Raw genomic sequence first — 20,772 nt, forward strand, 5'->3', positions numbered from 1 at the left:
TGTATAAACTGTATGGTTTTTTGTAAGAACTGTACAGTTATCTGGCAAATTTGGTTATAAGTTATAAAAGATTCAAAATGATTCTGTATTATAAGCAGGGAAATCATTATTTAAATAGAATAGTAACAACAAACAATTAGAGGAGGATCTTGTTTGTTTGATAAAAATTTAAGCGTCCCAATCCCCCTACTTCAAGCAGAGGCTTTAGAGAGAAGAATAAGTCCTGACCATGAAAAAATACCAGAGGTTAAAACGAATATAAAAATTTTAAAGTCAGGTTATAATGGCGAAAAAGAATTAAATTACCAAGTGGGGCAAATTCCACAGCATAAATACCACATATTCCACGATCTCCGACTCCCAATAGGTGAAGTATTTTTTCAAATTGACGTGATTCTTCTTTCACCCAATATTCTAATTAATCTTGATGCAAAGAACCATTCAGGCAAAATAACCATTGAAAAAAATCAGATGATCCAAGAAACCGTTGATACGAGAGAGATTTATGAGAATCCTGTTTCCCAGATTAATCGACACAAAATATTATTGAGAAATTGGATGGAGGAAAATAATTTACCTAAGATTTTTATAGATAACTTAGTTGTCTTCACCAGATCTTCAAGTGAAATCATTGTTACTCCAGGGTACAAAGAAGCAGAAAATAAAGTTTGTAAATCACATGATTTACTAAGAAAGATTGAGGATTTAGAAAGGTACAACAAAAAGATCTATATGAATGAACAGGATTTATTCAATGTAAGCGACCTTTTATTAAAAAAACACACGCCTAAGAGAATAGACATTTTAAAATCGTTCAATATACCTGTATCGGATATTATTACTGGTGTTCAATGCCCAGCGTGTTTATTGGCGCCGATGAAATATTACAGACATAAATGGATGTGTCCTACATGTCACTGCGTTTCAAAAGATGCCCATATAAGAGCAATTGACGATTATTGCTTAATTTATAAGCCGTGGTTTACTAATTCAGAAATACGAAAATTCCTCCACATTCCTTCCCAGAGAATCGCCTCTTATTTGTTATCTACAATTGATTTTACCCGTGTAGGATACAAAAGTGATACAGTCTACCACCAACCACCCCTTTTTCCTTAAAATACTAATCATGTTTCCCAATGACAAACAAATACTAAAAAAAACAAAATAGGGGGAACATGGATGAAGAAGTTAGTTTGCATCCTTAGTTTGATGCTGTTAATGGTACCTCAGGTTACATATGGTTACGTTCCCAATAAGCCCATCCATTGGGGGTTTAAAAAGGCTGTGGATGAACAGCCGCCCGATGCAGGAGCGGAGTATGAAAAGATACTTGAAAAGTATGGTGCTTTTTATAAGGGAGACCCAAATTCAAAAATTCTATATCTAACCTTTGATAATGGGTATGAAGCTGGATATACTGGTCAAATATTGGATGTATTGAAAAAGGAAAAAGTTCCGGCAACTTTTTTTGTAACGGGACATTACCTATTATCGCAGCCTGAATTGACGAAGAGGATGGTAGATGAAGGTCATATCATTGGCAATCATTCTTGGCACCATCCTAATATGACAGAAATCAGTGATGAGCGGATTCGTGAGGAACTTCAAAAAGTGAAGGACAAAACAAAAGAGATTACAGGGCAAAAGAAAATGAAGTATTTACGTCCTCCAAGAGGCGTTTTTAGCGAGAGAACGATGCAGATTGCGAAGGAAGAAGGCTATACCCATGTTTTCTGGTCATTAGCTTTTGTCGACTGGAACACGAATGCTCAAAGAGGCTGGGAGTATTCTTACCTTAACATTATGAGACAAATCCACCCTGGAAGTGTATTACTGTTACACACTGTTTCGAAGGATAACGCCGATGCACTTGAGAAAGTAATCAAGGATTTGAAAAAGAAAGGCTATAAATTCAAGAGCCTTGATGAATTCAAGCCAGAAAAGAAAGGTTTATCAAAGATCATACCGAGCTTCTGGAGAAAATAATGAGGTGAAAAGCTGGATTCGCGTAGAATTCGGCTTTTCTCTGTTAATAATGCTATAATACGGAGAATCAAACACAGAAGTGAAATGTGGAGTGAATAAATGAAAACTAATCAATCAATCAAAATACAAGAAAAACAGACCTTTCCATTAACCATCAAAAGGCTGGGCATTAATGGGGAAGGTGTTGGATATTTTAAAAAGCAGGTCGTTTTTGTGCCTGGTGCCCTTCCTGGTGAGGAGGTTGTGGTCGAGGCAACAAAGATTAACCCTAAATTTGCTGAAGCAAAAATTAAAAAAATTCGGATTAAATCGCCGCATCGGGTGCAGCCGCCTTGCCCTGTTTATGAGCAATGCGGAGGCTGTCAGCTGCAGCACCTAGCATATAGCCAGCAATTAAAAGAGAAGCGGGATATCGTTATCCAATCGCTTGAACGACATACAAGACTCCAAGTGGACAAACTCGATATTCGAGAAACCATTGGTATGGAAAATCCATGGGGCTACCGCAATAAGAGCAGTTTTCAACTAGCTGGAAGAGACGGTAGGGTATTAGCTGGTTTGTATGGTCTAAATTCACATCAACTCATTGATATCGAACATTGTGCTGTTCAGCATTCACAAACGAATGAGGCAGTGAATGCAGTTAAAAAGATTCTCGAAGAACTTAAAATTACCATTTATAATGAAAAAACACGAAAAGGCATCGTTCGCACGATTGTTACTCGAGTAGGTGTGCAAAGTGGCGAGCTTCAGGTTGTGCTTATAACCAATCAACAAGAATTACCAAAGAAAGAACAGATTGTACAGGAAATCCAAAAACGACTTCCAAATGTGAAATCCATCGTTCAGAATATTAATGAACAAAAAACATCGCTAATTTTTGGGGAAGAAACGTTACCGCTAGCGGGTGAGGAATATATCCAGGAAACGTTGGGTGACCTGCAATTTGAATTATCTGCGAGGACATTCTTCCAGTTGAATCCTGTTCAAACCATTAAGCTTTATAATGAAGTGAAAAGTGCAGCATCACTGACAGGTAAAGAAAAAATTGTAGATGCCTATTGTGGGGTTGGAACCATTGGATTATGGCTTGCAGACCAGGCAGCAGAAGTTCGTGGGATGGACGTAATCCCAGAAGCAATCGACGATGCAAAGAAAAATGCCAAGCGTCACGGGATGACGAATACGAAATATGTACCTGGAAAAGCTGAAGAGGTTCTTCCTAAATGGGTGAAAAAAGGCTGGAAGCCGGATGTGATCATCGTCGACCCGCCAAGAACAGGTCTGGACGGGCAATTAATCCAAACGATTCTACAAACAGCACCTGAAAAACTTATATACATCTCATGCAACCCGTCTACTTTGGCAAAAGATATCAATTTGTTAAGTGCAAAATATGAAGTGAAATATATTCAGCCTGTAGATATGTTTCCGCAGACTGCACATGTGGAGTGTTGTTCACTACTAGTTTTAAAAGACCAAGAAAAATATAATTGAGATGTTCCGTGTGATTCAGCCTTCCTTTTTGGAAGGTTTTTTATTTTGTGTTAAACAATTAGAATGTATATTAGTATAGATTTACGTGATGTGATTTCATGTCTTTCTTATTATGCTAACAAGAAAAATGGTTGATATCAAAGGTCAACCACAAATCCAAGTAGGTAATGGATACAGCAGCTCCACAGATCATTACCTTCACACTTGATGAGTTGGAAGGGGATAATTACCAGAAGAGCTAAAAAGATATATACGGGGCATTCTACCACAGATAGAAGACTGGTAGATGGAGTTATAGATGGTAAGTTGAGTGCAAAAAGGATCCAGCAATATACTAACGGGTTCCGTTTCCTAACACATCCATTAAAAATTTACCTTAAAATGAGTGCCAATTTGCATATTAAATTGACACTCATTTTTTATTGGTGTATAGCCATTTGACCAGAAATTACATAAAATTTGTATAGGAAAATGCACCCCAAATTGTAGGGGTACAATGGATGGTGTACCGCTACAATTTTACCACCAATTAAATATACAAATTGTCTTACAATAAATGCATAGAAGGCACATTATAATTGGATATATATGCTAAAATAAAATAAAGTTTGTGAAATAATGTACTCACGCTAACGACGCAGGTTAGTTTAAAGTGTTGTTTAATCTTTGTTCAACAATCTGGCCCAATTGTTGAACTAGGATTGTAGTTAATTATGGTTTTACATATTGATACATGGAAGAATAAGACTTTATCTATTATCTTTACTAATCAACTGCCCCAGTTCGTTTTATTTCTATCGTTATATTTGGTTTGAACTTTAATCTGGAATACTTTTCTCTCAAATCTTCTTCATTAGTATTGGAATATTTTCGAATACTTTTTATTTTTCTTCCAATACCAATTGGATCAATTTCTAATTTCCTAAACACCTCAAGAATATCCCCTAATTCTTTGTTTAGTTCTTCCTCAAGTATTTCCTCCAATTTTTTTATGGATTCCTTATTATTAAAAGTCACAGCAGGCTGTAATTCTATAGTTGAAACTGAAATATTGGCGTTTAGGTTTACCGCCTCTTCTTTAGAAAATTCAATTTTTCCACGGTACTTTATTGGGCGAATGGTAATATTAAATTTATCTCCTTTTATCTTTTCGACTAGTGTTACTCCCTTTTTTTCTAAAACCTCAACAGGAATGTTAAATGTTATATCTCCCAAAAAAGCATCTCTTTTAGTGAATAATTTTATGAACAATGTTTTTTTCAAAGAGATAGAACCCACCATTTTATCATCCTTAAATAATGCAACACTATTGATATAGGGGGCTACACCCTTCTTATTCGCTATAATAGGTAAGGTAGGATCGATACCAAATTCATATAGTGAGGAGAAAAAATCATGCAAGTTGGAGTCTATTAACATTTCCTTCCTTTCGTGTTTATCTAATAATTGGTAAATATATGATCCCATGTCAGGGAATTCTTCATAGTTGTTATTATTAATCGTATCCTCAGCATTGTTTGTAATTGCCAAAAATATTAAAGACCCAATGCTGGTGTCACGTTGCATGGTATCTAAAAAAGAAGCAATTCCTAACATTTCAGTCATATCTTTATCAAATAATATTGTCCTTAGTTGTCCAGAAGTAATGTCGTGGCTTGTCCGTTGTTCTAACCTTTGTCTTATTTGTTTGCTTGTCGTTCCGACGGCAGAAATGGTTACACTTGTCTTTTCTTCTTTACGGTCGAATTGCAACAAGCTAATTGTGCCTTTGTATGTATCCTCATCAAGTAAGTCATAACCAATAATTGTTGAAATCCCTTGCCTTTCTAATATTTTATCAGGGGGCATACATGCAGTGCAGAGAAGGGAACTCAATAGAATAAACCATTTTTTCATTTTTTCAACTCCGTTAAGAACGTGAAAAGATTTTAGATTTAATGATTGAAATGAAATATAAGAATATCGGATAGATAAACCATAGATAAAAGCCAACCTGACCAACTTGATCAAAAAAAAGGTCATTGTCGAATCTTTTTGTGATAAAAAGACTGGTAATAAAAATGATGATAGAAATTACCCATATTCCGTGTTTTTGTTTTAAGTGAAATATTTGTTTAACTCCTTTTGAAGAAATAAATAGGTATATACATAAATTCGGAAAAATGACTATTATCCATAATGAAACGGCTATAAATTCAAAACGCTCAATAAATGGAAAATGGACAGAACTTATCATACTGACAATAGGCCAGATATGCCTTTCTAATTCTTTTGGGCTGAAAAATAATATAGAAATAACAGTTGAAAATAAAATAAGGAGGGTGGTAAACCAAACTGCTAATTGACTGAAAAAAAGTATTTTATTTTTCTCCTTTAGAAAGGGAAAAATAAAATATAAAGTCTCAAAACCCAACATGGTATAACTACTTTTAAATACTCCTTTCATCAATTCTGAAGGGGAAGCAGACAGGATAGGTAAAATTCTAGCAAACTTTATGGAATCTAGTGGTTGATACATCACAAATACCAGCCATATAGTCATTATAAAGGATAAGAAGCATATCCCTGCAATTACTCTGAATCCACCTGATACTGCATAAATGGTTAGTAATAATAGTACTAAAGTGGCTCCCCATTCATAAAATCCTTCATAGCCCCATGTTAGGGATAATTCTATATAACCAATGATGATAGAGTAATTGGCTGCAATGAAGTAAATGACAATAAAGGTATTGATGATACTACCTAGAAAGCGACCAAACAAAATTTCGTGTATTTCATAAAGATTACAGTTTTCATATTTATTTAGTAAGCTAATCATAATCCAAGTGATAATACTAATGTATAGACCAGATAGTAAAATGGACATCCATGCATCTTGCCTAGCTTCAAGATAAATAATTCTAGAAACACCAAGGATGCCCATCCCAATTTGCGAAGTGTGTATGATAAAGAAAGCAATATAGGCGTTTACAAAACTAATATTTGATTTCATTATCCACCTCAAAATTCATCCAAATCTTTTTCTGTTTTTTTAGATTTCCACCTGGTGCGGATTGCATTTAATGGACGATTGACCGTAGGACGTCTCATATAAAAATGATGTGGGAGACGTATTAAGAAATATTTTAAATCCTCGATCCTTAACGGGTATAAAGGTGCAAGATAAGGTTTGTTTAATGATGTCAATTTTAACAAGTGGACCATCAGTACACAGACACCGATAATAATTCCATTTAATCCCCAAACACCAGCTAGAATGATGAAAGGAAATCTGGCAACTCTTATAGCAGTCCCCATTTCATAAATAGGAGCCATAAACGCCCCCAATGCACTAAATGCAACAATAATAATTAGAATATTACTAGTCAAGCCCGCCTCCACAGTTGCTTGGCCAATAACAATCCCTCCAACAATTCCCATTGTTTGACCAACTTTTGAAGGAAGGCGTGCCCCTGCTTCTCTAAGTAATTCAATTAATAATTCCAATAAAAGTGCTTCTAGCAAAGGGGGGAAAGGAACTTGTGAACGGGATTGACCAATTATTAATAACAATTTAGATGGAATAAGTTCAAAGTGATAGGTAATGGTTGCAACATAGAATGCTGTAATGAGGAGTGACCCAACCATAGCAAATAATCGTATAAATCTAATAAAAGTACTTAAGGACCATCTTAAATAAATATCTTCTGTTGATTCAAAAAATGATAAAAAATTAGCAGGTCCTATAATGGCAACGGGACTTCTATCTATTAGAACACCAATCCTTCCGTTTAAAATAGAATAGAGGAATCGATCGGGTAACTCTGTTAATATAAACTGTGGAAAAAACGAGTAATGATTATCTTCAAGACATTGTGCTAATACTGAACTGTCACTTATATCGTCAGTTTTTATTTTTTCAAACCTTTCCTTAAGTGTTTTAAGTATGTCATCATCCGCTATATCTTTAATATATATAATTCTTACTTGCTTTTTAGCACGTTCTCCTATCTCTAGTTCATCTGTACACAAATTAGAATCTTTTAGATTTTGTCTTATAATTTTTATATTTGAAGTTAATGATTCTGTAAATGATATTTTAGGACCGTATACCAATGATTCTGTTTCAGCTTTCTCGATAGACCTTTCAATAGGGTTAGTGCAATTTACCATAAATGCTTTACTTTCGACTGATAAGTAAATATAAACGAATCCATTTAAGAGGGAAGAGATAACCTCTTGTTCATCAAAGTTTGTCTTTACTTCGTCCATTGGTATGTTTTTCAATAAGTAAGAGAAAGTTATGTATTCTATTGGAAGTTGTTGAATGTATTTAATTACATACTCATTTAGAAACTCATGTTTAATTAAATTTTTCATAAAAATAACTTCGAGACAATCTCCACCAACTTCAAGTGTTCTACACATTAAGTCTGGTGATTCGTTGAGGATGTATTTAATTTTTTCATAATTAGGACAGTTATTTTTATTTAGATGGATTTTCAATTACAACATATCCTTCAATAATTTTTTTTAGTATTTGAAGTAGGCATCATTTTATACTTGTTTTAACAAAGAAGTAAGGATTGACCTTTGAATGTTTATTTGTATTTAACAGAAAGTGATTTCTGGGACTAAAAACTGTGTGGAAACAGCATTAGTAGCTGTGTACTGAAAGAGGGTGAATAAAAACCTCACTTAGATACAGTACGGAGAACCGTATCGTGAATAACGGTAAACCAAAATCATTTTTGGTAAGAAGGGGTAAATTTTGAGAGAAACTATTTATAATTATGAAGATTTATTAGAAATGTTGGATTCTTTATTAAGAGAACCGACAGAGTTTTGGGATACAATGTAGAATATAAATCAACCGAGTGATGTCTTCGGTGTATCTGGTTTATTGACTGCTGTATTTCAAAAATATTAATAACCATTTTTCTTATTCAACTAAAGGGTGCAATAGTTAAAGATTGGGATGGCTGCGGCGATCACTTTTTTATTGCACTAACGATGCAGGATAGTGAGAGAAGAAATGTATAGTGTATAGTTTTTTTCAATATGATATAAAATCAGAGAAAGAAGCAGTGAGTTAGTTCATCAATAATATTACGAATTTGAGGCTTAAAAAAACGCACTTAATAAATAAGCCCTTTCCATAGATACTTTTTCTATTTTAGGGGATACTATCCTCAATTGATTATATAGGGGGGGTTTTGGATATGGAAAATAATCATGTACCTATTAAATTAACTACTGCTGAAATCGCAACTCTGTGGAGATCATATATTCAAAACACAGCTGTAAGATGTTTTTACAAATATTTTGTTCAATACCTTCAAGATGAGGAGATAAAGCCAATTATTAAAGAAGCTGAGGTTTTGGTTGAAACAATTATTGGGAAAATCGAAACAATTTTTGAAAAAGAAAACTTCCCAATACCAAAGGGATTTTCGGATAAAGATATTGACTTATCAGCCCCTGCCCTTTATACAGACTTATTTGCATTAAGTTTTCTATATCGTGGAGGACAAGTAATTATTCCTCAGTATGCTAATACTCTTTCTAGAGTGACTCGAATCGATATTTATAATTTTTTTACGGAGTGTCTAAACAGGGAGACGGAATTACATAAGAAAGCATTAAACCTTATGCTTTCAAAAGGATTAAATGATCGACCTCCAAAGATGGAGTATCCAAAAAATGTTGAGTTTATTAAAGATCAACCCTCATTAATAAATACCTTGTTAGGTGAGAAAAGACCTCTAAATACTTTAGAAATAACAGAACTTTTTATGGAAATCGAAAGAAATGCAATTGGTCTAATCCTTTTGATGGGATTAATACAGGTAACAAAAGACAAGGAAATAAAGAACTATTTATTAAAGGGAAAAAAACTGGCTGAAAAGCAAGTGGATATATTTGATAAGTTATTAAAAGAAAATGATCATTTTATCGGATTCCCAATGACTATGGAGGTAACAAATTCAACAATTTCTCCATTTTCTGAAAGATTAATACTGTTTATTATAGCTACTTCAAACCAAATAGCTATTTCTGCACTTGCAGATGCATTGTCTGTCTCAATGAGAAGAGATTTAGCGTCCCATTATTTCCTTGTTATAGGAGAGGTAATGAAGTACGGTGACGAAGGGCTTAAACTTTTGATTGAACGAGGCTGGATGGAGCAACCGCCACAACCCATTGATAGAAACAAATTTTATAAAAAATAACATTTCTATGAAAAGATCCAAATCATAAGGGGGTTGGGATCATGTGAAAAATGCAATTGAAAAATTATTGTGGAGCATTGCCCTTCCTGGGTTTGGTCAGTTTCTAAACGGAAAAGTAATTAAAGGGATTGTTTTGATAATATTAGAGTTTCTTATAAATGTTCAAGCGAATTTCAACGTTGTGATTATTGCAAGTTTTCAAGGAGATATTCAAAATGCGATTGGACAGGCAGATTATCAGTGGTTAATGTTTTATCCATGTTTATATTTTTATGCAATGTGGGATGCCTATAAGGATGCTGGAGGAGCGAAAGAAAGGTACTCTTTTCTTCCCTTTGTGTTTTCTGCCTACTTTGTTACAGTGGGATGTATTTATTCCTCAAATTTTTTATTATTTGGGGTTTTACTCGGACCTGTTTGGCTCCCAATGTTGTGTGTAATTCCTGGATTAGTTGTAGGAATCATAATAAAGAAAGGTCTAAACAAGAAATGTATATTTTAAAATTCACAATAATTAGAACCTTTTTAAATAAACTTGTTAAGCTAATGGGTGGCAAGAGTAAAAAGGCAGCGGAATTGTCCGATGCCTTTTGCCATTTATCACTAAAAATATTTTCTATAAAATTCTCTTCTAAGGCTGCCACTTAACTGAGCATAAATCCTAGTGGTTTCGCTTTTTTCGTGCCCTAGTAAACTTTGAATAACATCGATAGGAGCTCCGTTGTTCAATAGGTGGGTGGCATAGCTGTGGCGTAGTTGGTGTGGATGTATTTCTTTGTTGATCCCTGCACGGCTTGATATTCGCTTTATGATGTACCTCATCTGACCAATGCTCATTCGGTGCGGATTTCGTTCCGTAACAAAAATAGCTGGGTCATTATCTTGGCGAAGATCTAAATATCGCTTAAGCCAGATTTCACACCGTATATTAAAGTAAACCTCCCTTTCCTTATCACCCTTTCCAAGTACAATTGCAGAGCGATTTGACCAATTAATACTATTTTTATTAAGAGAAACAATTTCTCCTATTCTACAACCTGTTGAAAACATAAATTCAAATAATGCTTTTTCCATTGGAGAAAAACACGCTTCCCTCAAATGTTCAATTTCTCTCTCCGTTAAAAATTTCGGAATCCGTTTTCCTTGTTTAGGTTCTTTAATTTTTGCAGCTGGATTTTTTTGAATATGCCCTTCCTCGTGTGACCAACGAAATAGTGATTTAATAAATCGAATCCGATGAGCTAAACTTGATGGTTTTAAGTGTACACTGGATTTTGCTAGGTATCCTTTCAACTGATCGGTTGTTACTGATCCAATACTTACATCATTAAAGTGATGGATGAGTAACTTAGATTGGAGTCTATACGCTTTTAATGTCTGTGGAGAGAATCCTTCAATCCTCTTATCCGATTCATAAAGTTCCCAGGCATTTGTTAATTGCAAAATCAATTCCTCCTTAAGGATTGTGTTAGAGGAATTATTGCCTTGAATATAGAAATAAACACGTTGATATTGAAGTAACGGGCAGGTTAGTTCAAATTATGTTTTATATAAATAAAAGACGGTGAAAAAAGCACCGTCTATAATTAGCTATTTATTTTGTGTTAATTCTTTGTAATAAAGGTAATCGACTTTATGCTTGGTAGCCATTAACTGCGAAGCCAAAACCGCCGTATAAACAGTGGTTAGTACAATTGCTCCAACACCAAGACCTGAAAGGTTTATCTTATTAGATGTACTCATTCCGTTATTACTTGTACTCATTCCATTATTACTTGTGCTCATTTCATTATTACTTGTGGGTGTTTCTTCCATTATATTAACCCCCTAATTTGTTATAGGGGTATTATTTGTAACAGCATTTAAACTTATACTCCAAAAAATAATTGAGAGAAAGAAAACAGGCAGATCCTAAAAACTTTAAGTTTGTGAACAAATGTATTTAAACTAAAGGGTGCTTAACTTTAACAAGAATACAAAAGAAAGGAGCAGGATTTTTAATATCCAGCTCATTCTTTATTGTTAAATGATGCAATTTTGTTTGCTAATTCGTATGTGAAACGCGTTGTTATTTGCTTTGCCTTTTTCTATTTTGCACTTCAAAGAGAACCCGTTAGTATCGTACAGGGGTCGTCTTTTTTTACTTCATTGATACCAGAAGTAAGGTTATGGTTGATGGCACCTTTCACTTCTTGGTTAGAATCTTTTAATACTTCACACCATTTTATATCAGTTAAGTCGTAGAATGACAACACAACCCCTTTCTAGGGGGTGTTGTCCCAGCGGTATCCCCTTCAGGACATGCTTACATATACGTCTGCAATTGTTTTTCCCTATTTTGACTATCCGGGAATGATAGGATGACAACAGCAGCAACGATAAAAAATCCGCCTAATAGTTGAGTAGCACCAAACCCCACATTTAACCAAACGATAGACACAATTGCAGCAACTAGAGGTTCGATACTGGATAATAAACTTGTTTCAGTGGCGCTTAAATAATTCAGACTGCCAATATAGAGTATAAAAGAAACCGTGCCGCAGATAATTACCAGAAGCATCATCGAAAATGTATGAAGTGTTAAGGTTTGGGCCAATTGTACAACGCTAAAATCATGCTTGAAAATTAACAGCACAATGCCGCCAATTAACATACCCCAGCCAATGATGACCGAGGTTCCCCACTCCTTGATCAATGAGACAGGATGGAGTGTATAGAAAGTAAAACCAAGTGTAGTTAGCAGACCAAGAATAATGGCCCTTTTCGAAAGCATGACATTTTCCATTGAGCCATTTGTAATCAGGAGAACGGTTCCGGCTAAGGCTGCAATCACAGCTAGAAATTGCATCATTGTTGGTAGTTTTTTTGTCTGCCATGCTAAATAAATGGTAATGAAAACGGGACCGAGAAATTGGAATAGTACTGCTGTCACTGCATTACTTACACGGATGGTTTCTATAAAAACGTACTGGGCTCCAAGCATACCCAACACACCAAAAATCATGAGTTGAATCCAAGAACGACGATCCTTCCAGATGCCAAAAATGTTTTTTTGAGTGAAATGCAACAGTCCCAGAGTGAAGATTCCAGCCATAATTAATCGTACAACAAGGAAATTATTCAGAGATAATTCGCTATTTTGAAAAAGCCACTGGATCATCGGTCCGGAGAGACCCCATAATGCTGCTCCACTAATTATCATCAAAAGTCCGCCATATCGGGTTGTTTTCATAATGATTGCCTCCCTGCTGATAGTTTTTTAATAGTAATTATTAGGAATGTTTCCATAGATGCATTATAATAAGAGGCTGGCATGGTTTGTAGGGCCAGTTTTTATTATCGGAAGGGAGTCAGATGGATGTATGAATTAACACCAAAACTTGATTCGTATAGTAAAGAGCCTCAATATGTACAGTTATATAACTATATCAAGCAAGAGATTGATAAAGGGATGCTTAGGCCAAATACTAAGCTTCCTTCCAAACGAAAACTTTCTCGGTATTTAAACGTGAGCCAAAACACTGTAGAGGCATCGTACGACCAGCTTGTTGCCGAAGGATATATTGAGGGAATCCCACGAAAAGGGTATTTTGTCTGCGAAATTCAGCCAACATTTTCCGATGCTGAAAAAAATTCCGATTATATCAAGGAAAAAATCTTTAAAAGCGACGTCACTTTCGATTTCACTCAAACAGGAGTTGATCATCATTCATTTCCTTTTGCTGTTTTTCGAAAAATAGCAAATGATGTTTTGAAGAGTGAGAGTAAACATTTGTTGACGATTGGGCATCCTCAGGGAGAATATGAGCTGCGTGAAGAAATTGCCTCCTATCTGTACGAATCCCGTGGCGTCCGGACAGCGCCGAGCCAGATAATCATTGGGTCAGGAACACCAACACTAATACAACTTTTGTTTAAGTTATTAAAGGGAAGCTTGTATGCCGTTGAAGACCCCGGGTACCATAAAAGACTTGTAACCTTCGAAAAAGGACCTGAAAATGTGAAGGGAATTCCGCTTGATAATGAAGGGATCAGCATAACCAGCTTAAAGGAAAGTGGCGCTAATATTGCTTTTGTTACTCCGTCACACCAATTTCCTTGTGGAATGATAATGTCGATATCAAGGCGTAAGCAGTTGCTGAGCTGGGCTAAGGAAAAAAAGGGAAGATACATCGTCGAGGATGATTATGACAGTGAATTTCGTTATTCAGGCAAACCCATCCCTGCATTACAAAGTCTGGATTCCGATGAAAAAGTAATCTATATGGGTACATTTTCAAAAGCGTTGCTACCGTCCCTGCGCATGGCTTATATCGTTCTTCCCAAACTGTTAATGGAAAAGTACCATGAACATTACTTTCACTTCGTTCAGTCTGTGTCTCGGCTTGACCAGGAGATCATCAAAAGATTCATGCAGGAAGGCAGCTGGAAAAAACATATTAACAAAATGCGGATTGTTTACAAAAAAAAGAGAGATGCACTCATCACAGCGCTTTCGACTCATTTCCCAAATTCAATTGAAATCATTGGCCAGGATTCTGGATTGCATCTTTTAGTCCGCATGAATAACGGTATGGTGGAAAAAGAGCTTATTGAACAGGCTGCTAAATATGATATCAAAGTTTATCCTGTATCAGATTACGGTTTAAGTGACAATCGAACCATTCTATTGGGTTTTGCAGTATTATCTGAGGAAGAGATATTTTCAGGAGTTCACTCGTTGGCAAAAGCATGGGGAGGGTAGCACCCCTAAAAAGAAGTTTGTGAAGAAATGGACTTAAACTAATGGGTAGCGTTGATCTAGGAAGGATTAAGGCACCTTTTTGCTGAAATTCTTATTAAACAAACGGGGTAGCATTCCTGTAATAAAACTAATTTTGTGAAGAATTGTACTTAAACTATCGGGGGCTTTAATTCAAGAACGGACTGTCAATAGACGGTCTTTTTTTTATGTCTTGAAAAACTATAACAGACTATAACAGTCATGTTTAGTTACAACTTATAGGTTATGATACCGACAATAAATATTCTAATCAAAGAACAGTAAAGTCCTAAGGATTGATTTGTAATCCCTTAATCCAAATTCGTGGAACAGAGCTAACCACCTTAACTGTGCGATTGACGGGAATCAACGAATATAAATTATATAATATTGCTGGAAAGCAAAGAAAAGATTTATAAGGTAAAATAGGAGAAAAGTACATGGTATAAAGAGGGGAATGTTATGAAATTTCAGCTGCCGGATTTTAGTCGTTTAAATGCAGTGTTCCAGGAAGCTACCGAAAATATGGAAGCCATACAGGAACAATTAAAACAAGCAACGGAACCAATGGTGAAATTCGCAGAAGCAATGCGTGTTCAAGTTCACGCACTGAATTTAGAAAGAATTGCAGAAGGAATTAAAGCTACTAGCAATGATGTAGAAAAATTTAAGTTGATTATGGCGGAAATGGGTTATCCTCCACACGAGGATTTAGAAATAATCCAAATGAGGGAAATCGTTCATTGTTATTATCAAAATGGATTGGATCTAACCAGGGTGCATGTAGAAAAAATACTTATTCAAAAATTCAATGAGGAAACAATTAAAGTAATACTAAGAAAGTGGATCAGGTTAGATTGGCTACATAACAGATTACCAATTCTAAATGAAGGAATTGAAGCACATAACAATAGAAAGTTTTTTTCGTCTATCGCAACTTTGTTACCTCAAATTGAAGGGATAATAGTAGAAAACTTCAACCACACGGGTTGGTTAAAGCAAGATAAACTTAAATCCTATATAGAATCACTTTTAAATGAAAAAGGAACATTTTCATTTGATAATGCGGTGCAATTATTCTTTTTTAATGTTGTTCTCAGCAGTTTCCAGCATGGTCAAGTTCTAGAGTCTCCGTTAAGCAGACATGCTATTTTGCATGGGGCAGATACTAATTATGGGACGGAATTGAACTCTTTAAGATGTATCATACTTCTAGATTATTTAATAGAAAAATTTGATGAATTAAAAAATATGAGAGTTTTAGTCGAATAACATAAATAACAGGACCATAGAAATTGGTTCTTTTTTTAAATGTGGGTTTCATAAATAGCCAATTGCTACGAGGTCAATAAACAAAAGTAAAAAATTAAATATTGAAATGAATGGAAAGTAAATATACATTAGGTGTAAAACAACAAAGGAAAGATAACATGGAAAAATACTATTTAGGGTTAGGTGGACAACTAGCAGACGAAGAATTAAAAAGAATTGGACATCAATCATTATTCCTTCTTAATTTAGTAAATGTAATTCCAGAAACGATGGATGAAATACAAAATCTGTATTTATCATTTGAACAAATCTGCGGATCATTCGGGAAAAAGCCAAATAGTTTACTTGATTTCAGTGCCTTTGATGAGGTTACAACAATGGATTTATTTAAGAAGGAAATCAAAACCTGGGCGAAAGATTGGTACATAAATGAAGAATGGGTAATCGAGTATTTGTTCCAAACTTTTATGGTTTGGTTTGAAAACGAACAAACAAAGTATAATTTATTTTTATTTAATCCTGTTATTGGTAAGGTTCAAAATTTAATAGATGAGGTAAACCAAAATGGTCAATTGGTGTTGCCGATTTATAACCCAGCTACAGAATCCGAACAGCTATATCGAAAAAGGGTTGAAAAAATTGTGAACAGCTATATTGGAAAGACTAACAAAGTATTTTGGGAAAACCGATTTTCAAATGCCGATGAAAAAAGAACAACAAATCATTATATGTGGTTTATTCACTACCACGTTTTAGGGGAGACATTTGAAGATATAGCACATGAATTTTTTAAGGATGGTAGTGTTGACAAGGTAAGAAAAGAAATTAATAAAATTTACGATAGCATTGGTTTAAACGAGAAAATAGAAATAAGAATAATAACAAAAAATAAAAGTAATAAAAAGGGCGTTAGGGAAAATCTCTAACGCCCTTTTTGTGTTTGGATTTTACTAGTAACCTTTAACTTAATTAAGTTGTAAGGAGGTGAATTAAAATGAAACTATTAAAAATGGATGATGTTGCCCGGATATTGGATGTTACCAATGATCGAGCATATGCACTCATCCGTGCCGGAATTATCCCAGCTGTTTATTTGGGTAGGCAAGTACGTGTGGAAGAAGAACAGCTTAAGGAATGGATAAAAAAGGGTGGAAAATCAATCACTAAATAAACGTGTAAAGGGAGATTGACTGATGAAAATCACTGATTGCTATGGACTAATTGCAAGGGTCGGAGAAATTCTAGCCGATAAAAGTCTGAACGACAAGGAAAAGGTTGTACTCATAGGAACATGGTTTGGGATTTACAGTGAACGAGAAAGTTCGTAATTTTCGTAAGTTGGCGAATACTGAAAAAGCAAAGAAACCTAGGTGTATCAAGGGATTTTAAACAAAATTCGTAAATTAGTAAAATTCGTTCCTTGAAAACTGAATAAGTGGCAGCTATGAAAGGAGCCTTTATCAGTGAACTATGATATGGATAATATCCGGAAAACCTTAGAATTATTTACGTTAAGTGAACATGTTTATGAGTTAAGACTTTTTAATGTAAAAGGAAAGGGTACTGTCTCCGGCTATTTCAATGACTTGGACAAATTAGTTAACGAATGTGCGAAATGGAGTGGTAAATGCCCAGGTATTTATATAACACTGAATCCGGTTAATCGAGCTTTGCTGGGTAGGGCTAATAACAGAGCTATCCCCTTTGCCAAGAATACAACTAAGGATACCGAGATTATTAGTCTTGAATGGTTATATATTGATGTAGATCCCCAACGTCCTACAGGGGTTAATGCGAGTGATCAAGAGAAGGAACTAGCGTATCTAAAGGCAAAAGAAGTATTTAGCTATTTAAAAGAAGAAGGATTCCCAGATGGTGTTGTTGCAGATTCTGGTAACGGATTTCATCTAAAGTATCGAGTTGGTTTTCCAAATGAACAGGAATACAGGGAATTGATTAAAAATTTTCTAAAGCTGCTAGACCTCAAATTTAGTGACAATAACGTCAAAATTGATACGACTACTTCTAACCCAGCTAGAATATGTAAGGTTTACGGCACCTTATCCTGTAAAGGTGACCATACTGAAGAACGCCCTCACCGTTTAAATAAACTATTATTTGTTCCAGAAGAACTTGAACAAGTTAACGCTGACTGCTTAAGGAAACTAACAAGCCAATTACCTTCAAACGAAAATGAATTGAAAAATTTTAAAACTACTAATAGCGAACCATACCATATAAAAGATGTTGGGGCTTGGTTAGATGAAAAAGGGATAAAAGTTAAATCTGTTGGTAATTGGAATGGTGGAACAAAGTATTTACTAGAACAATGCATATGGGACCCTTCACATACAGATAACTCTGCAATAGTAGTTCAATATCCTGACGGGAGAATTATTGCAATGTGTCAGCATAATTCTTGTCATGGGAAAGGTTTTTCCGAGTTTAGGGACTCATTAGAGCCAGGGTGGAGAAAACAACTAAAATCTGTAAGGGCTGTTGAACAAGATAATGAAGAAATTTCCTTGACTTACAACTTCCCAGAGCCAATGAATGATTTAGCATATTATGGATTAGCTGGTGAGATAGTAAAGGCAATTGAACCTCATACAGAAGGTGATCCTGTTGCGTTATTAATTAATCTCCTAACCTTTTATGGGAATGTTGTTGGTAATAATGCACATGTAGGAGTTGAAGCAACCAAACACCCAGGACGGCTATTTTCAGTAACTGTTGTTGATTCTTCGGTCGGTAGGAAAGGCACAACAACAGCACATATTAAAAGGTTATATGAAACGTTTGATAAAGAATATATCCAAAATAATATTAAATCTGGTTTAGCAAGTGGGGAAGGTCTAATTTATCATGTTCGGGACCCCATTTATAAATACGAGGAAACTACCAAAGATGGAGTGACTATCGGTGAAGAACGGCTTGTAGACAATGGGGTAAGTGATAAAAGGCTTTTAGTTATTGAATCTGAAATGGCTTCCCTATTGAAGGTTGCTAAAAGGGAAGGAAATACGGTTACAGAGGTTATTAGAAAAATGTGGGATGATGGAACAGCTGGAACATTAACGAAAAATAATCCCAATAAAACAACAAATGCTCATGTGAGTATTATCGGACACATTACCCCACATGAGCTTATAAAAAATATTACAGATACAGATATGGCAAATGGTTTTGCAAATAGGTTTTTGTGGTTTTGCGTTCGCCGTTCAAAATTATTACCCTTTGGAGGGAACATTGAACAGGTGAATTTTCAACCAATGCTACAAAAGTTAGAAACTTCAATTACTTTAGCTAAAGAAACTAGAAAAATAGAATTTGATGATGATAGCAAAACGCTTTGGGCAAGCGTTTATCCCGATTTAACATCGCTAAAGGGTTATGGTAGCCCTTTAATAAAGGATATCACGAGTAGAATGGCACCTCAAGTACTAAGGATAGCCCTTCTTTATGCTCTATTAGATTGTTCACCTCAGATAAAACAACCTCATTTACTTGCAGCACTCGCTGTTGCAGAATACTCCATCAATTCATGTAAATACATCTTTGGAAACAGCGTAGGAAATTCACTTAGAGACGAGATATATAAACATATTAAAAAGAGTGGGAGAAATGGGCTTTCAAAAACTGAAATTCATCAGTGCTTTAACAACAATAAAAGTGCAGAAGAAATTAATAATGAACTTGCTCACTTGTTAGATCAGCAAACGATTATCGAAAAAAGAGAAGGAAAAAAACGAATTTATTATTCTATTGAAAATTAATACGAAAATAACGAAGTTACGAATTTTCCCTTCAGAAGTGTTGGTCTATATAGCGTTCCACTGTACTCCTATTTTCGTATTGCTGCGAAGATTACTAATTTACGAGGGTGGTACTTATGGGTTTGGTGGAAAAGGCATTAAAAGTAATTAATGAAAATAAAGCAAGTCAGAGCAGCAAAGCTGAAGTATCTGCTAGTAAATTACCATTAACTTTGAACAAGAAGTTGATTTTTGAAAAAGAAGAGGATAAGAAAGCCTATGAGTCCGGCTGGGTAATTGGTGTACCCGGTGAAGTTTATGAGATTATGCTTAACCGTTTTAGTTCCATATTCATTTTGAAGCAAGAGGAGGAAAGGTTTGATGTTGTTAGACTAACGTGGTTGAAAGGGAAAAAGACCCCTTTTCTCGAAAAATATAAGGCGAAAAATGTACCATTCTCTACAGCTTTAGAGCTAGGGAATAAATATATCAACCGATTAGTAAAGGTTCAGAAATAATAAAGAGTATAAAACGAAGTATGTGCTAATGGTTAAGTTTTGCTAAGGTTTCTGAAAAAGAAAATAACTAAAAAGGTTGGTATAACAAGGTTTACAGGCAATTAGATAAAAAGCACCTTAACCAGATGTGCACTGATTGAAAATTCCCAAACACTTGAATATTCAAAGGAGAGACGATAGTGAATAATGAAGTAAAACAACAAACAAAGACTATTAAATTAATTCAAAAATATAAATTGGAAAAGGTTGAAGAACTAGTACTTATTAAAGCAATACAACATCACAGTCCTATTCCATTTCTCGACGATAACTTGGATATAGATAATGAGTTAGAATATCTCGAAATAGATAGCCCTAATAACCTAAAAAAATTATATAAGGGTCTTAGAGTAATAGTTTCGATATGGGATACTGGATGTTTTGAAGGTATAATCCTCACAATAAATCAGGGGAAACTTTACCTTGAAATTGAGGATTTTTACGGTGAGGTTCATGATTGCGTGGATTATTCAGATTGTTACCAAGGTGTTCATAGCTTTGGGATAGACGAAATTTATGAACTATCTATATTAAAACAAAGGTAAACCATTAGATAATTAAGGCACGGATCAGGAGTGTTTAAATATCCTAACACTTGACCGTGCCTTGTTTAAACAACTGATAAAAATTAAATTCAGCATATGAAAGCCTTCCAATCGAAACTTGATTTGTCGAGACCAAATTGACGAGGTGAGATAATTGAAAGTTAATATCCATTATGGAGT

The 20,772-nt window shown here is 34.9% G+C and carries 20 protein-coding genes and 1 pseudogene; 14 read left to right on the forward strand and 7 right to left on the reverse strand.

From position 1 onward, the window contains the following. Nucleotides 1-153 precede the first annotated feature (153 nt). The 3 genes from H0184_RS22290 (at nucleotide 154) to rlmD (ending at nucleotide 3,486) form a co-directional block, all read left to right on the forward strand. Nucleotides 154-1,119 carry a nuclease-related domain-containing protein gene (locus H0184_RS22290; RefSeq protein WP_221828575.1) on the forward strand — a complete coding sequence of 322 codons (966 nt, stop codon included), beginning with the start codon at nucleotides 154-156 and terminating at the stop codon, nucleotides 1,117-1,119. 63 nt (nucleotides 1,120-1,182) lie between these two features. Then, entirely contained in the window at nucleotides 1,183-1,989 is an 807-nt protein-coding gene (pdaA, locus tag H0184_RS22295; protein ID WP_221828577.1) for a delta-lactam-biosynthetic de-N-acetylase, read from the forward strand. Between the two features lie 99 nt (nucleotides 1,990-2,088). After that, the gene (gene rlmD, locus H0184_RS22300; RefSeq protein WP_221828579.1) at nucleotides 2,089-3,486 is read left to right on the forward strand and encodes a 23S rRNA (uracil(1939)-C(5))-methyltransferase RlmD; all 1,398 of its coding nucleotides are present in this window, start codon (nucleotides 2,089-2,091) and stop codon (nucleotides 3,484-3,486) included. Between the two features lie 765 nt (nucleotides 3,487-4,251). Here the strand turns inward: rlmD and H0184_RS22305 are convergent. From H0184_RS22305 to H0184_RS22315, 3 genes are read right to left on the reverse strand one after another with little or no spacing between them, the layout of a single operon-like run. Further along, entirely contained in the window at nucleotides 4,252-5,382 is a 1,131-nt protein-coding gene (locus tag H0184_RS22305) for a Ger(x)C family spore germination protein (protein ID WP_221828581.1), read from the reverse strand. A 13-nt stretch (nucleotides 5,383-5,395) separates the two neighbouring features. Next, the gene (locus H0184_RS22310) at nucleotides 5,396-6,481 is read right to left on the reverse strand and encodes a GerAB/ArcD/ProY family transporter (protein ID WP_221828583.1); all 1,086 of its coding nucleotides are present in this window, start codon (nucleotides 6,479-6,481) and stop codon (nucleotides 5,396-5,398) included. 8 nt (nucleotides 6,482-6,489) lie between these two features. Further along, complete coding sequence (locus tag H0184_RS22315) at nucleotides 6,490-7,974, reverse strand: spore germination protein (protein WP_221828585.1); 1,485 nt, start codon at nucleotides 7,972-7,974, stop codon at nucleotides 6,490-6,492. Between the two features lie 265 nt (nucleotides 7,975-8,239). Between H0184_RS22315 and H0184_RS27825 the strand changes: the two are divergent. The 3 genes and pseudogenes from H0184_RS27825 to H0184_RS22325 form a co-directional block, all read left to right on the forward strand. Then, nucleotides 8,240-8,320 (forward strand): annotated as a pseudogene (locus tag H0184_RS27825) (SAM-dependent methyltransferase); the annotation flags it as partial. Nucleotides 8,321-8,690: 370 nt separating this feature from the next. Further along, nucleotides 8,691-9,701, forward strand: a complete 1,011-nt coding sequence (locus H0184_RS22320) for a DUF3231 family protein (protein ID WP_221828588.1) — start codon at nucleotides 8,691-8,693, stop codon at nucleotides 9,699-9,701. A 43-nt stretch (nucleotides 9,702-9,744) separates the two neighbouring features. After that, nucleotides 9,745-10,203, forward strand: a complete 459-nt coding sequence (locus H0184_RS22325; protein ID WP_221828589.1) for a hypothetical protein — start codon at nucleotides 9,745-9,747, stop codon at nucleotides 10,201-10,203. A 101-nt stretch (nucleotides 10,204-10,304) separates the two neighbouring features. On the opposite strand, the gene H0184_RS22330 is transcribed toward H0184_RS22325, so the two are convergent. From H0184_RS22330 to H0184_RS22345, 4 genes are all read right to left on the reverse strand, one after another. Further along, nucleotides 10,305-11,144, reverse strand: a complete 840-nt coding sequence (locus tag H0184_RS22330) for a tyrosine-type recombinase/integrase (RefSeq protein ID WP_221828591.1) — start codon at nucleotides 11,142-11,144, stop codon at nucleotides 10,305-10,307. A gap of 147 nt (nucleotides 11,145-11,291) precedes the next feature. Further along, nucleotides 11,292-11,516 carry a hypothetical protein gene (locus H0184_RS22335; protein WP_221828817.1) on the reverse strand — a complete coding sequence of 75 codons (225 nt, stop codon included), beginning with the start codon at nucleotides 11,514-11,516 and terminating at the stop codon, nucleotides 11,292-11,294. A 284-nt stretch (nucleotides 11,517-11,800) separates the two neighbouring features. Then, entirely contained in the window at nucleotides 11,801-11,953 is a 153-nt protein-coding gene (locus H0184_RS22340; protein WP_221828593.1) for a hypothetical protein, read from the reverse strand. Between the two features lie 53 nt (nucleotides 11,954-12,006). Next, nucleotides 12,007-12,933, reverse strand: coding sequence for a DMT family transporter (locus H0184_RS22345; RefSeq protein WP_221828595.1), 927 nt, complete (start codon nucleotides 12,931-12,933; stop codon nucleotides 12,007-12,009). 126 nt (nucleotides 12,934-13,059) lie between these two features. On the opposite strand from H0184_RS22345, the gene pdxR reads away from it, so the two are divergent. The 8 genes from pdxR to H0184_RS22380 all read left to right on the forward strand — a co-directional run bounded on the left by pdxR (nucleotide 13,060) and on the right by H0184_RS22380 (nucleotide 20,592). Continuing rightward, nucleotides 13,060-14,445, forward strand: a complete 1,386-nt coding sequence (gene pdxR, locus H0184_RS22350) for a MocR-like pyridoxine biosynthesis transcription factor PdxR (RefSeq protein ID WP_221828596.1) — start codon at nucleotides 13,060-13,062, stop codon at nucleotides 14,443-14,445. Nucleotides 14,446-14,925: 480 nt separating this feature from the next. After that, nucleotides 14,926-15,735, forward strand: a complete 810-nt coding sequence (locus H0184_RS22355) for a hypothetical protein (protein ID WP_221828598.1) — start codon at nucleotides 14,926-14,928, stop codon at nucleotides 15,733-15,735. A 110-nt stretch (nucleotides 15,736-15,845) separates the two neighbouring features. Beyond that, complete coding sequence (locus tag H0184_RS22360; RefSeq protein ID WP_221828600.1) at nucleotides 15,846-16,661, forward strand: hypothetical protein; 816 nt, start codon at nucleotides 15,846-15,848, stop codon at nucleotides 16,659-16,661. Nucleotides 16,662-16,729: 68 nt separating this feature from the next. Further along, nucleotides 16,730-16,906, forward strand: a complete 177-nt coding sequence (locus tag H0184_RS22365) for a helix-turn-helix domain-containing protein (protein ID WP_221828602.1) — start codon at nucleotides 16,730-16,732, stop codon at nucleotides 16,904-16,906. A gap of 22 nt (nucleotides 16,907-16,928) precedes the next feature. Then, complete coding sequence (locus tag H0184_RS27830) at nucleotides 16,929-17,063, forward strand: hypothetical protein (RefSeq protein WP_260631727.1); 135 nt, start codon at nucleotides 16,929-16,931, stop codon at nucleotides 17,061-17,063. Nucleotides 17,064-17,198: 135 nt separating this feature from the next. After that, entirely contained in the window at nucleotides 17,199-19,511 is a 2,313-nt protein-coding gene (locus H0184_RS28035; RefSeq protein WP_221828604.1) for a DUF3987 domain-containing protein, read from the forward strand. 116 nt (nucleotides 19,512-19,627) lie between these two features. Next, entirely contained in the window at nucleotides 19,628-20,008 is a 381-nt protein-coding gene (locus H0184_RS22375) for a hypothetical protein (RefSeq protein ID WP_221828606.1), read from the forward strand. Nucleotides 20,009-20,187: 179 nt separating this feature from the next. Continuing rightward, on the forward strand, nucleotides 20,188-20,592 hold the full coding sequence (locus tag H0184_RS22380; protein WP_221828608.1) for a hypothetical protein: 405 nt from the start codon (nucleotides 20,188-20,190) through the stop codon (nucleotides 20,590-20,592). Nucleotides 20,593-20,772: the final 180 nt, after the last annotated feature.

This window comes from Neobacillus niacini (assembly GCF_019749295.1).
GTDB lineage: Bacteria > Bacillota > Bacilli > Bacillales > Cytobacillaceae > Neobacillus > Neobacillus niacini_D.

Coding starts and splice junctions, on each gene's coding strand:
- rlmD (WP_221828579.1), top strand. CDS start 2,089: ATGAAAACTAATCAATCAATCAAAATACAAGAAAAACAGACCTTTCCA.
- H0184_RS22345 (WP_221828595.1), bottom strand. CDS start 12,933: ATGAAAACAACCCGATATGGCGGACTTTTGATGATAATTAGTGGAGCA.
- H0184_RS22305 (WP_221828581.1), bottom strand. CDS start 5,382: ATGAAAAAATGGTTTATTCTATTGAGTTCCCTTCTCTGCACTGCATGT.
- H0184_RS22335 (WP_221828817.1), bottom strand. CDS start 11,516: ATGGAAGAAACACCCACAAGTAATAATGAAATGAGCACAAGTAATAAT.
- H0184_RS27830 (WP_260631727.1), top strand. CDS start 16,929: ATGAAAATCACTGATTGCTATGGACTAATTGCAAGGGTCGGAGAAATT.
- H0184_RS22375 (WP_221828606.1), top strand. CDS start 19,628: ATGGGTTTGGTGGAAAAGGCATTAAAAGTAATTAATGAAAATAAAGCA.
- H0184_RS22365 (WP_221828602.1), top strand. CDS start 16,730: ATGAAACTATTAAAAATGGATGATGTTGCCCGGATATTGGATGTTACC.
- pdaA (WP_221828577.1), top strand. CDS start 1,183: ATGAAGAAGTTAGTTTGCATCCTTAGTTTGATGCTGTTAATGGTACCT.
- pdxR (WP_221828596.1), top strand. CDS start 13,060: ATGTATGAATTAACACCAAAACTTGATTCGTATAGTAAAGAGCCTCAA.
- H0184_RS22320 (WP_221828588.1), top strand. CDS start 8,691: ATGGAAAATAATCATGTACCTATTAAATTAACTACTGCTGAAATCGCA.
- H0184_RS22310 (WP_221828583.1), bottom strand. CDS start 6,481: ATGAAATCAAATATTAGTTTTGTAAACGCCTATATTGCTTTCTTTATC.
- H0184_RS22360 (WP_221828600.1), top strand. CDS start 15,846: ATGGAAAGTAAATATACATTAGGTGTAAAACAACAAAGGAAAGATAAC.
- H0184_RS22355 (WP_221828598.1), top strand. CDS start 14,926: ATGAAATTTCAGCTGCCGGATTTTAGTCGTTTAAATGCAGTGTTCCAG.